At 64.4% G+C, this 11,339-nt stretch carries 10 protein-coding genes and 3 pseudogenes; 11 read left to right on the top strand and 2 right to left on the bottom strand.

Annotated elements, in window-relative coordinates; genetic code table 11:
• Positions 1 to 650: pseudogene (locus tag X735_RS135965) on the top strand (ATP-binding protein); the annotation flags it as partial.
• A gap of 132 nt (positions 651 to 782) precedes the next feature.
• On the opposite strand, the pseudogene X735_RS01000000166620 reads toward X735_RS135965, so the two are convergent.
• Positions 783 to 1,561 (bottom strand): annotated as a pseudogene (locus X735_RS01000000166620) (SDR family oxidoreductase).
• A gap of 169 nt (positions 1,562 to 1,730) precedes the next feature.
• Positions 1,731 to 2,009 carry an usg protein gene (locus tag X735_RS0135645; RefSeq protein ID WP_031214047.1) on the bottom strand — a complete coding sequence of 93 codons (279 nt, stop codon included), beginning with the start codon at positions 2,007 to 2,009 and terminating at the stop codon, positions 1,731 to 1,733.
• A 315-nt stretch (positions 2,010 to 2,324) separates the two neighbouring features.
• Between X735_RS0135645 and X735_RS0135640 the strand changes: the two genes are divergently transcribed.
• The 10 genes and pseudogenes from X735_RS0135640 to X735_RS136005 form a co-directional block, all read left to right on the top strand.
• Positions 2,325 to 2,639, top strand: a complete 315-nt coding sequence (locus X735_RS0135640; protein WP_031214045.1) for a co-chaperone GroES — start codon at positions 2,325 to 2,327, stop codon at positions 2,637 to 2,639.
• A 56-nt stretch (positions 2,640 to 2,695) separates the two neighbouring features.
• Positions 2,696 to 4,327: a chaperonin GroEL gene (gene groL, locus X735_RS135970; protein WP_023814434.1), complete on the top strand. Its 1,632-nt coding sequence runs from the start codon at positions 2,696 to 2,698 to the stop codon at positions 4,325 to 4,327.
• Between the two features lie 77 nt (positions 4,328 to 4,404).
• Positions 4,405 to 4,623, top strand: a complete 219-nt coding sequence (locus X735_RS135975; RefSeq protein ID WP_023814433.1) for a hypothetical protein — start codon at positions 4,405 to 4,407, stop codon at positions 4,621 to 4,623.
• A 98-nt stretch (positions 4,624 to 4,721) separates the two neighbouring features.
• Entirely contained in the window at positions 4,722 to 5,018 is a 297-nt protein-coding gene (locus tag X735_RS135980) for a DUF982 domain-containing protein (protein WP_031214038.1), read from the top strand.
• 332 nt (positions 5,019 to 5,350) lie between these two features.
• The gene (locus tag X735_RS135985; protein WP_031214037.1) at positions 5,351 to 6,235 is read left to right on the top strand and encodes an AraC family transcriptional regulator; all 885 of its coding nucleotides are present in this window, start codon (positions 5,351 to 5,353) and stop codon (positions 6,233 to 6,235) included.
• Positions 6,236 to 6,480: 245 nt separating this feature from the next.
• Positions 6,481 to 7,519, top strand: a pseudogene (locus X735_RS01000000166615) (sugar ABC transporter substrate-binding protein).
• Positions 7,520 to 7,609: 90 nt separating this feature from the next.
• The gene (locus tag X735_RS135990) at positions 7,610 to 8,431 is read left to right on the top strand and encodes an ATP-binding cassette domain-containing protein (protein ID WP_023814428.1); all 822 of its coding nucleotides are present in this window, start codon (positions 7,610 to 7,612) and stop codon (positions 8,429 to 8,431) included.
• On the top strand, positions 8,428 to 9,687 hold the full coding sequence (locus tag X735_RS135995; RefSeq protein ID WP_023814427.1) for an ABC transporter permease: 1,260 nt from the start codon (positions 8,428 to 8,430) through the stop codon (positions 9,685 to 9,687). The genes X735_RS135990 and X735_RS135995 overlap by 4 nt, the downstream gene beginning before the upstream one ends.
• A 22-nt stretch (positions 9,688 to 9,709) precedes the next feature.
• On the top strand, positions 9,710 to 10,438 hold the full coding sequence (locus tag X735_RS136000; protein ID WP_031214035.1) for an SDR family oxidoreductase: 729 nt from the start codon (positions 9,710 to 9,712) through the stop codon (positions 10,436 to 10,438).
• A gap of 160 nt (positions 10,439 to 10,598) precedes the next feature.
• The coding region (locus X735_RS136005) for an FGGY family carbohydrate kinase (RefSeq protein WP_023814425.1) at positions 10,599 to 11,339 on the top strand (741 nt) is incomplete at its 3' end.

Raw genomic sequence — 11,339 nt, 5'->3', positions numbered from 1 at the left:
CGCCCGAGACGGTGCGCACGCCGCGCCGCCCGGCGTCGCCGGACCTGCTCGACCAGCTGATGGCGGCCAAATCGGCGGCACTGGAAATGCGCCCCGAGCCGGCCGAGCCGCAAATCAGCGCCGAGGATCTGGCCGAGCGTCGTGAGCGCGTCGACCGTGTGCTGCGCGCCATCCTGGCGCAGCCCGATGCGGGTTTTCGCGTGATCGGCGTGCTCTATCAGGAATTCGTGGTCCGCTGCCGCATAGAAGGCCTCGCGTCGGTCGTGCCCGACCTGCCGGAGTTCCGCCGCATGCTGACACGCGCCCGTGCCGGCCTTGGTTCCGAGACGACGCAGGATGACGCGTGGCGGGACGTTTCTGTCCGCGCGTCGCTGCTGCCCGACGACATGCAGGGCGTGTTCATGATGATCGCCCGTGCGGCGAAAGAGGGCTGGCCGTGCCCGAGCGACGCCGCGATCGCCCGCGCCTACGGCTCGCACTCGCTGCGCCGCGCCCGGCGCCTCTTAACCTATATCGAGGAGCAGGGGCTCATCGTCTGCCAGCTCGACGGGACAGGCCGGCGCACCGTGACGCTGGTCGAATTGGCCTGGGCCACCGCACCGGGAGATCCGAATGCCGAGGAGGTGGAGCAGGGGAGCCTGGCGCTGTGAGGCGGGGCGGGCGCTTTGAGCGAATGTGGTGATAGGCTTTTTTCAGTCACCGTCATCGCGGCCAATTTTGATGGCAACGGTGAAATCGCCGACGCCGAAATGCGCCGTGCAGCGCTTGCGTTTCGCTGGCGCTCACCGGTTCGCCCCGATCACCCACTGTTCCTGGTCGACGAGCGTGCCGGTCATCGGCCCGGCAGCATCCGAAAGCAGGAAGACGGCGAGGTTGGCGATGTCGCTCGTCGAGAACAGGCGGCCGAAGGGTTGCGAGGCGTTCGCGGCATCGAGCCAGCCCGGCCCGTTGCCCAGCGTGTCGGCCTGCATGGCACGTTCGGCCGGCGTGTCGGTCCAGCCGACATTGATGCCGTTGACGCGGATGCGATCGAAGCGATGGGCGTTGGCGGCGTTCTTGGTCAGCGTGGCCAACGCGCCCTTGCTGGCGGAATAGACGGCGAGTTCCGGCGAGCCGCAATGGGCGTTGATCGACAGGATGTTGACGATGGCGCCGCCCTGGCCACGCTTCTTCATGTCGGCGATGGCCGCCTGCATGAGGAAGAACGGTGCCCGCGCGTTGACCGCGAACAGCGAGGCCCAGCCGTCGAGATCGGCGTCGAGGAACGAGGCCCGGTCGGTCAGCCCTGCGGCGTTGACCAGCGCATCGATGCGGCCGAAGCGCTCGATGCATGCGCCAAAAGGGCAGGGGCGGCCGGGTCGGCGAGGTTCGCGGCGACGAAGTCCGTCGGCGTGCCGAGCCGCGAAAGCTCTTCCGCCACGGCATCGCCGCGCGTCTTCTCGCGCCCGGTGACGAGCAGGCCGCCGGCGCCGCAGCGCGCCAGCGTCTCGGCGATGGCGCGGCCGATGCCTTGCGTCGAGCCGGTGACCAGCGCCACCTTGCCGTTGAGTTGAAGCTCCATTCCTCCTCCACGCATGATTTCAGGCTAGCGCGGCCCGATCGTTTTACAACATGGAAATTGGAAATTTTGGAGGGGAGGCTGTTGGCTGTCGCGCTGCGTGGGGCCGGCGAGAGCCTACCCTAACGCCGCCGCTCCAGGCGAAGCAGGAGCGGCGGCCGTCGCAAAGACCCTAGTGGACCGTGATGATGCCCTCGACGGCCCGCCATTCCGAAGGCTGGATGAGCCGGTGATGAGCAACGCGGACCGAGTGCAGCGGGCCGTCGAGCTCGCGCTCCCAATATTGGAGAAAGCCCTTGAGCTCGGGAAAGGCCGGAGCGAGATCATAGTCCTGCCAGACATAGAGCTGAAGCAGGCTCGGATGATCGGGCAGGTGATAGTGGATTTCGGCCGTCGTGAGGCCATAACCTTCCATTTGCAGGCGGAATTCGCTGCTGACCGTATCGACCATGTCTTTCTCCTTCTCTCTCCGTTCAAGCATCCGCCTGAACTCGCCCGATGCCAGGCCGGTCTGCCGGTCCCTCTTCAAACAAACTCCGCGAGAAGGTCAGGGGTTCCGAGAATAGTCGCGCCATAACAGTGCCTTGGCCTTTTTTCTGCTCGATGTGAAAATTTTTTCGCCGGTCTCTTGAAATCGAAAAACGGCAAAACTAGCTCGATATGCGCCGCGATGCCTGACGAAGGGTCGCGGCGTTCCGCACCGGTCCGATATTGCCGGTTCGGTGCGGAGGAACCTCAAAAACTGTTTGTCCACGAGGAGAACGACATGGCGTTCCGTCCATTGCATGACCGTATTCTGGTCCGCCGCCTTGAAGCCGAGGAGAAGACCTCCGGCGGCATCATCATCCCCGATACCGCAAAGGAAAAACCGCAGGAAGGCGAAGTGCTCGCCGTCGGTCCCGGCGCGCGCGACGACAGCGGCAAGCTTGTCGAACTCGATGTCAAGGTCGGCGATCGCATCCTGTTCGGTAAATGGTCCGGCACCGAAATCAAACTCGACGGCGATGACCTGCTCATCATGAAGGAAAGCGACGTGATGGGTGTCATCGATAAGGTCGCCGAAGTGAAGAAGGCTGCCTGACGGCTTCTTCGTATCCATCCAGTCAACGAATGCTGCCTAGATAAAGGAGTGATCCAATGGCTGCCAAAGAAGTGAAATTCCATACCGAAGCGCGCGAGAAGATGCTGCGCGGCGTCGACATCCTTGCCAATGCGGTGAAGGTGACGCTCGGTCCCAAGGGGCGCAATGTCGTCATCGACAAGTCATTCGGCGCGCCGCGCATCACCAAGGATGGCGTTACCGTCGCCAAGGAGATCGAACTGGAGGACAAGTTCGAGAATATGGGCGCCCAGATGGTGCGCGAGGTGGCCTCCAAGACAAACGACCTTGCCGGCGACGGCACCACGACCGCAACCGTGCTTGCACAGGCGATCGTCAGGGAAGGGGCCAAGGCGGTTGCCTCGGGCATGAACCCGATGGATCTGAAGCGCGGCATCGACAAGGCGGTCGACGCGGTGGTCGCCGAGCTGAAGACCAATGCCCGCAAGGTCACCCGAAACGACGAGATCGCGCAGGTCGGCACAATCTCCGCCAATGGCGATGCCGAGATCGGCCGTTTCCTCGCCGAGGCGATGGAGAAGGTCGGCAATGAAGGCGTCATTACGGTGGAAGAGGCCAAGACCGCCGAGACCGAACTGGAAGTCGTGGAAGGTATGCAGTTCGACCGCGGCTATCTCTCGCCCTATTTCGTCACCAACCAGGACAAGATGCGCGTCGAACTCGACGAGCCTTTTGTGCTGATCCACGAGAAGAAGCTCTCCAATCTGCAAGCGATGCTGCCCGTGCTCGAAGCCGTGGTGCAGTCGGGCAAGCCGCTCCTAATTATCGCCGAGGATGTGGAAGGCGAGGCGCTTGCCACGCTGGTCGTCAACAAGCTGCGGGGCGGCCTCAAGGTCGCGGCTGTCAAGGCGCCAGGCTTCGGCGACCGCCGCAAGGCCATGCTGGAAGACATCGCCATTCTCACCGGCGGCACCGCGATCTCGGAAGATCTCGGCATCAAGCTGGACAATGTGACGCTGCAGATGCTGGGCCGCGCCAAGAAGGTGGTGATCGAGAAGGAAAACACCACCATCGTCGACGGTGTCGGCCGCAAGGAAGAGATCCAGGGCCGTGTCGCACAGATCAAGGCGCAGATCGAGGAGACCACCTCCGACTACGACCGCGAGAAGCTGCAGGAGCGGCTGGCCAAGCTCGCTGGCGGCGTTGCGGTGATCCGGGTCGGCGGCTCGACCGAGGTCGAGGTCAAGGAGCGCAAGGACCGCGTCGACGATGCGCTGCATGCGACCCGCGCGGCCGTCGAGGAGGGCGTGCTGCCCGGCGGCGGCGTCGCGTTGCTGCGGGCAGCAAAGGCGCTCGATGCCGTGCAGACCGACAATGCGGACCAGAAGACTGGCGTCGACATCGTGCGCCGTGCCATCGAAACGCCGGTCCGGCAGATCGCCGAGAATGCCGGCGCCGAAGGCTCGATCATCGTCGGCAAACTGCGCGAGAAAACCGAATTCGGCTGGGGCTGGAACGCCCAGACCAACGAATTCGGCGATCTCTACGGCCAGGGCGTCATCGACCCGGCCAAGGTGGTGCGCACCGCTCTCCAGGACGCGGCATCGGTCGCAGGCCTGCTGGTGACCACGGAGGCGATGGTGGCCGAGAAGCCGAAGAAGGAAGCCGCCGCCCCGGCAATGCCCGCCGGCGCCGGCATGGACTTTTGAGGTCGCGGCCAATCCGCCCGCTTCCCTGGCGGGGAGCGGGCGTCAGTCGAGAGAGAGTGGAGGTAAAGATGGACGCAATGGCTGGCATCGAATCCGTACCGGCTCCTACGCACCAAGCGAAGGAATTCCTGGCCTATGAAACAGAATGCAGGAACGTGCTGAAGCCGCTGCTGGCAGGGCTGCTCGACATGGCTGAAGCCGCCGGCTGGAATCGGCGAACCGCGGCGTCGGCACTGATGTTCCTCGCAGCACAGCAAGTGTCGGCAACATCCGAGGTATCCGCCGGCAGCGGCTGAACGGAAATCGGCCAGTCCATTCACCTATCCGCGGCGGGCCGTGCTGCCCGGTGTTCGGTCCGCTGCAGGCCCTGAACAATCGAGAGGAGGCACAAGCCATGAATCGCGGGCAATTTGAGGAACCGGTCACACTTCTGGTCGGAATGGGCTTTCCGAGGAAGATCGACAGCGTGATGGAAGCCTATGCACTGCTGCAGGACTGGCCGAGCGCCGGCCGCAACGGCGCCCATGCCGTCGCGCTCAACGCTTGCAAGGCGGGCATCGTCGGCGAGATCGATCCGGAGACGGTGCGGGCCACGCTGATCAGCTTCGCGCGCCGCCACGACATACTGGTGCCTGATATGGTTACGCCGCTCGCGACGGCGGCCGGTGGTGCTGTGCACGAGGTGAACTGACGGATGCGGCGCTTCAACAGCGCTTGCAGACCATGTTCTTGAGATAAGCCAGGCGAACACGGAGACGCCGGAATTCCTTCCCGGGCGGGCGGCATCGTCGTCGGTCAATTGAGCGAACGTGTCAGCAAGACTGACCTGTTCTGCCCGAATAACGCCTCTGAGCGCCGCCTCCCGGTTAAAAAAGTATCATCCGTTGTCTTGAATCGTGGTGGCGCCTGTTGTCATGAGCCGGTACCTTGGCTCTTGAAATGCAGAGCCGAAACCAATTCGGCCGGTTTAGGGAATTGGGCCGAACGCGGCAAATATCCGTGCTGGCCTGGGAGGAAACGGACATGGAACCGGACCTGGAAGTAGTCCAGATACGACGCGGTGAGTCCTTCAAGGCGTGGTCGCATGGCTACCCCTTCCACACGGTGCGTTGGCACTTCCATCCCGAATATGAACTGCATCAGGTGATCTTCACCAACGGACGCTATTTCGTCGGCGATTTCATCGGCGAGTTCGAGCCGGGCAATCTGGTGCTGACCGGGCCGAACCTGCCGCACAACTGGGTCAGCGACATCCCCAGGGACAGCTCGATCCCGCTGCGCGGCCGCATCATCCAATTTTCCGAAAGTTTCATCGGCGATGCCATGCATGTGCTGCCGGAGCTGGCGGGGCTGGGGCACCTGCTCGAAGCGTCGCGGCGCGGCGTGCTGTTTTCCAGCCGCACCAGCAAGGCGCTGGCGCCGCTGATGGAAGAGATGATGCAGGCGCAAGGCGTGCGCCGCATCGAGCTGTTCATGATGATCGCCGGCCTGCTCAGCCGCGCCCAGGAATTCCAGCTTTTGGCCAGCGCCAGCTACCGGCCCGATCCCTCCGGCTACATGACCGCCGGCATGAACAAGGCGCTCGCCTATATCAGGGAAAACCTGACGCAGCTGTTCGACGAGGCGGATCTCGCCGCCATCGCCGGCCAGTCGACCGGCGCCTTCTCGCGCTCGTTTCGCCGTCACACCGGCATGTCGCTGGTGCAGTATGTCAAACGGCTGCGCATCAATCTCGCCTGCCAGATCCTGATGAGCGACGAGCAGGCCTCGATCACCGACATCTGCTACGAGGTCGGCTTCAACAATCTGTCCAATTTCAACCGGCAGTTCCTGGCGGAGAAGGGCATGCCGCCCTCGCGCTTCAGGCGCCTGCTGGCCGACAACATCAACGCGGGCAAAGCCGCTTAACGGAGGAGCCAGGGAGGAACCAAGGGAGGATTTTTCTTTTGCATGACGACGTGAGCCGCGTGGAGCGGTTCGCGATAGAGAACGCTTGTCTCGAATTCCTCCGTAGGCGGAGGTTGTCGGCGCGGCTCGAAAGGCCGGCGCCGGGTCCCGGTTCCCAATGCAGTTTGGGCGAGGGCGGATGGGTGTCTTCAGACCAAAGCAGTCAACGACCTTCTTACAACCATATCAGAAACGGAGAAGACCGAATGACCAAACTTTCATCTTCATTGAAGTCTGCTGGCAAGTCCGCCGGCGTGGCAGCCCTTGCGCTGTCGCTGCTGGCCGGCACCGCCGCGATCGCCAGGGCCGCCGAAGTTACCGACGCCACCGTCGCCTTCCTGATGCCCGACCAGGCCTCGACCCGCTACGAGCAGCATGATTATCCCGGCTTCGCTGCCGAGATGAAGAAGCTGTGCCCGGGCTGCAAGGTGCTCTACCAGAATGCCNGGCGCCAAGGCGATCGTGCTCGACCCGGTCGACTCGACCGCCGCCGCCTCGCTGGTCAAGCTGGCGCAGAGCCAGGGCATCAAGGTCATCGCCTATGACCGGCCGATCCCGACCGCGCCGGCCGATTTCTATGTGTCGTTCAACAATGAAGGCATCGGCAAGGCCATCGCCGATTCGCTGGTCGAGCACCTGAAGGCGCTGAAGGTCGATCCGGCCAGCGGCGGCGTGCTGCAGATCAACGGCTCGCCGACCGACGCGGCGGCCGGCCTGATCAAGAAGGGCATCCATGCCGGCCTCGACAACAGCGGCTACAAGATCCTGGCCGAATACGACACGCCGGAATGGGCGCCGCCGAAGGCGCAGCAATGGGCCGGAGGCCAGATCACCCGCTTCGGACCAAAAATCCTCGGCGTCGTCGCCGCCAATGACGGCACCGGTGGCGGCGCCATCGCCGCCTTCAAGGCGGCCGGCGTCGATCCGGTGCCGCCGGTGACCGGCAATGACGCGACGATCGCGGCACTGCAGCTGATCATCGCCGGCGACCAGTACAACACCATCTCCAAGCCGAGCGAGATCGTGGCGGCGGCCGCCGCCAACATCGCCATCAAGCTGCTTTCGGGCGAAACGCCGAAGGCCGAGATGACGCTGTACGACACGCCCTCGCAGCTGTTCACGCCGGCCGTGGTGACGCAGGAAAACCTGAAGGCCGAGATCATCGACAAGAAGATCAACACCGCGGCCGAGCTCTGCGTCGATCGTTACGCGGAGGGCTGCAAGAAGCTGGGCATCGGGAACTGACCGCGACCCTTGCCCGCTCCGCTGTCTGGCCGCCCACGCGGTGGCCAGACAGCGCTCAATCCATGAACCGGTTTTGAAAGGCTTCCAGGCATGATCGATACCGCGGACGAACCGGTTCCGGCAGGCGAGCTGGTGCTCAGCCTGCGTGGCGTTTCGAAGAATTTCGGCGCCGTGTCGGCGCTCACCGACATCGATCTCGATGTCCATGCCGGCGAGGTGGTGGCGCTGGTCGGCGACAATGGCGCCGGCAAGTCGACGCTGGTCAAGATCCTGGCCGGCGTGCATCAGCCGAGTTCGGGCACCATTAATTATCGCGGCAAGCAGGTGACGCTTGCAGATCCAAGCGCGGCTTTGACGCTCGGCATCGCCACCGTGTTCCAGGATTTGGCGCTGTGCGAAAACCTCGACATCGTCGCCAACATCTTCCTCGGCCGTGAGCTCAGCCCGCTGCGCCTGGACGAGGTGGCGATGGAGGTGCGCGCCTGGACGCTGCTCAACGAGCTATCGGCGCGCATCCCAAGCGTTCGCGAAGTGGTCGCTTCGCTGTCGGGCGGCCAGCGCCAGACGGTGGCGATCGCCCGCTCGCTGCTGCTCGAACCCAAGCTCATCCTGCTCGACGAGCCGACGGCCGCACTTGGCGTGGCACAGACGGCGGAAGTGCTCAACCTGATCGAGCGCGTGCGCGACCGCGGCCTCGGCGTCGTCATCATCAGCCACAATATGGAAGACGTGCGCGCCGTCGCCGACCGCATCGTCGTGCTGCGGCTTGGCCGAAACAACGGCATCTTCTCGCCCGACGCCTCGAACCAGGAACTGGTCAGCGCCATCACCGGCGCGTCGAACAATTCGGTGTCGCGGCGCGCCGAGCGCAGACAGGCCAGGCACGAGCAAACCCAGGAGCCACGCCCATGAGCCGTGAAGCCGAACAGGCCGCCTCCGTGCCGCCGCAGCTCGACCGCGCCGATGTGCGCGTCAAGCATGAGGCGGGAATCGGCGGCGCCATCCGCAGGTTCTTCGATCGGGTCCGCTCCGGCGATCTCGGTTCGCTGCCGGTGATCGTCGGGCTGGTCATCATCTGGACGGTGTTCGCCAGCATCAATCCGATCTTCCTGTCGAGCAGCAATCTGGTCAATCTGCTGTTCGATTGCTCCACCGTCGGCGTCATTGCGCTCGGCATCGTCTGCGTCTTGATGGTCGGCGAAATCGACCTGTCGGTCGGTTCGATCAGTGGCTTTGCCTCGGCGATGGTGGGCACGCTGTGGGTCAATCAGGGCTGGCCGGTGGCGCTCGCCATCCTCGCCGCTGTGGCCGTCGGCGGCTTCATTGGCGCGCTCTATGCGCTGCTGTTCAATCGACTCGGCATGCCGAGTTTCGTTTCGACGCTTGCCGGCCTGCTGGCGGTGCTTGGCCTGCAGCTCTATATCCTCGGCTCGACCGGCTCGATCAATCTGCCGTATGGCTCGAACCTGGTGAATTTCGGCCAGCTGCTGATGATGCCGAAGTTTGTTTCGTTCGCTCTGGCGGCCGTGCCCGGCATCGTCATGCTGGTCACCGGCCTGCGCACCGTCGCGCGCCGCCGCGCCGCCAATCTGTCGGCGCCGTCGACCGGCGGGCTCGTCACGCGCGCGGTGGTGATCACGGTCATCCTCGAACTCATCGTCTTCTATCTCAACCAGGCGCGCGGCATTCCGTGGATGTTCGGCCTGTTCGTCGGCCTGGTCATATCAATGCATTACGCGCTGACGCGGACCAAATGGGGCCGCTCGATGTCGGCGGTTGGCGGCAACCGCGAGGCGGCGAGGCGCGCCGGCATCAATGTGCGACTGATCTATTCGAGCGCCTTCGTGCTGTGCTCGATGCTGGCCGCTTTCGGCGGCGTGCTGTCGGCGGCCCGCCTTGCCTCGGCCAGCCAGCAGGCCGGCACCGGCGACGTGAACCTCAACGCCATCGCGGCGGCGGTCATTGGCGGCACCAGCCTGTTCGGCGGCCGCGGCAGCGCCTATTCGGCACTGCTCGGCATCATCGTCATCCAGTCGATCGCCAGCGGCCTGACGCTGCTCGATCTGTCCTCGTCGCTTCGGTACATGATCACCGGCGCCGTGCTTGCCATCGCGGTCATCGTCGACTCGCTGGCACGCCGCTCGCGTGTCTCGCATGGCCGGGCCTGAACCCATCAACAGGAAGCAAGACATGAGCGAAGAACTGTCCGGAAAAGTTGCCGCCGTCACCGGCGCGGCATCAGGCATCGGCCTCGAATGCGCCAGGCACATGCTGGCGGCCGGCGCCACAGTGGTGCTGGTCGACCGTGCCGAGGCGACGCTGAACAAACTGTGCGCCGAGCTCGGTTCGAAGGCGATCCCGTTGGTGATCGACCTGATGCAGCCGGCAAGCGTCGCCACCATGATGCCGCAGATTCTGGAGAAAGCCGGCCAGCTCGACATCTTCCATGCCAATGCCGGCGCCTATGTCGGCGGCGAGGTAGCGACCGGCGATCCCGACGCCTGGGACCGGATGCTCAACCTCAACATCAATGCCTGCTTCCGCTCGATCCAGGCGGTGCTGCCGCACATGATCGAACGCAAGACCGGCGACATCATCGTCACCAGTTCGATCGCCGGTCTGGTCCCGGTGGTCTGGGAGCCGATCTACACGGCTTCCAAGCACGCGGTGCAGGCCTTCGTCCACACGGTGCGCCGCCAGGTCGCCAAGCACGGCCTGCGCGTCGGTGCGGTGGCGCCGGGTCCGGTGGTGACGGCGCTGGTCGACGACTGGCCGAAGGCCAAGCTCGAAGAGGAACTCGCCGCCGGCGGCCTGATGCAGCCGCGCGAAGTGGCCGAAGCGGTGATGTTCATGCTGACCCGCCCGCGCAACGTGACGATCCGGGATTTGGTGATTTTGCCGCAGAGCAATGATTTGTGAGGCAGTAGGCAATGGGGAATAGGCAATAGGCAATAGGCAATAGGAAGATGTAGACACAGTCTTACAGGCCCCGCTCAAAAGTGCTTCGCGCGTCCTATCCTACTAACTAATCGCTTACTGCCTACTGCCTATCCCCTATTCCCTGAACCGGAGGTTCCTCATGCCCCATTATCTCGGCATCGATGTCGGCACCGGCAGCGCGCGGGCCGGGGTGTTCGACCACACCGGCACCTTGCTCGCCTCGGCCAAGCGGGACATCGAGGTCTGGCGCGAGGCCGGCGACATTGTCGAGCAGTCGAGCAACGACATCTGGCGGGCGGTGTGCGCGGCCACGCGGGAAGCGGTCGCTCAATCGGGCGTGGCAGCTGAGGCCATCGCCGGCATCGGGTTCGACGCCACTTGTTCGCTGGTGGTGCTGGGCGAGGGCGGCGTGCCGCTGCCGGTAAGCAAGTCCGGCAATTCGGAACGCAACATCATCGTCTGGATGGATCACCGCGCGGTCGAGCAGACGCGCCGCATCAACCGCAGCGGCGAGGCGGTGCTGAACTATGTCGGCGGCGTCATCTCGCCGGAAATGGAAACGCCGAAACTCCTTTGGCTGGCCGAAAACCTGCCCGACACGTTCAACGCCGCCTGGCAGTTCATGGACCTCGCCGATTTCCTCACCTGGCGCGCGACCGGCAGCCTTGCCCGCTCGGTCTGCACGGTGACTTGCAAATGGACCTATCTGGCGCATGAAAGCCGCTGGGACGAGGCCTATTTCCGCACCATCGGACTAGGGAGCCTGGCCGACGAGGGGTTCGCGCGCATCGGCACGCAGATCGTGCCGGCGGGTGCCGCGCTCGGCGGCGGACTGACCGCGCAGGCGGCATCGGATCTGGGCCTGCGCCCCGGCACGGCC

The sequence above is a fragment of the Mesorhizobium sp. L2C084A000 genome (genome assembly GCF_000502875.1).
Taxonomy (GTDB): Bacteria; Pseudomonadota; Alphaproteobacteria; order Rhizobiales; family Rhizobiaceae; genus Mesorhizobium.
The sequence above is the reverse complement of the archived record's forward strand: the minus strand, read 5'-3'. Positions and strand labels throughout refer to the sequence as shown.

Excerpts from the sequence above, each read along its gene's own strand:
- X735_RS0135645 (WP_031214047.1), bottom strand. The coding sequence starts at position 2,009 with ATGGTCGATACGGTCAGCAGCGAATTCCGCCTGCAAATGGAAGGTTAT.
- X735_RS0135640 (WP_031214045.1), top strand. The coding sequence starts at position 2,325 with ATGGCGTTCCGTCCATTGCATGACCGTATTCTGGTCCGCCGCCTTGAA.
- groL (WP_023814434.1), top strand. The coding sequence starts at position 2,696 with ATGGCTGCCAAAGAAGTGAAATTCCATACCGAAGCGCGCGAGAAGATG.
- X735_RS135975 (WP_023814433.1), top strand. The coding sequence starts at position 4,405 with ATGGCTGGCATCGAATCCGTACCGGCTCCTACGCACCAAGCGAAGGAA.
- X735_RS135980 (WP_031214038.1), top strand. The coding sequence starts at position 4,722 with ATGAATCGCGGGCAATTTGAGGAACCGGTCACACTTCTGGTCGGAATG.
- X735_RS135985 (WP_031214037.1), top strand. The coding sequence starts at position 5,351 with ATGGAACCGGACCTGGAAGTAGTCCAGATACGACGCGGTGAGTCCTTC.
- X735_RS135990 (WP_023814428.1), top strand. The coding sequence starts at position 7,610 with ATGATCGATACCGCGGACGAACCGGTTCCGGCAGGCGAGCTGGTGCTC.
- X735_RS135995 (WP_023814427.1), top strand. The coding sequence starts at position 8,428 with ATGAGCCGTGAAGCCGAACAGGCCGCCTCCGTGCCGCCGCAGCTCGAC.
- X735_RS136000 (WP_031214035.1), top strand. The coding sequence starts at position 9,710 with ATGAGCGAAGAACTGTCCGGAAAAGTTGCCGCCGTCACCGGCGCGGCA.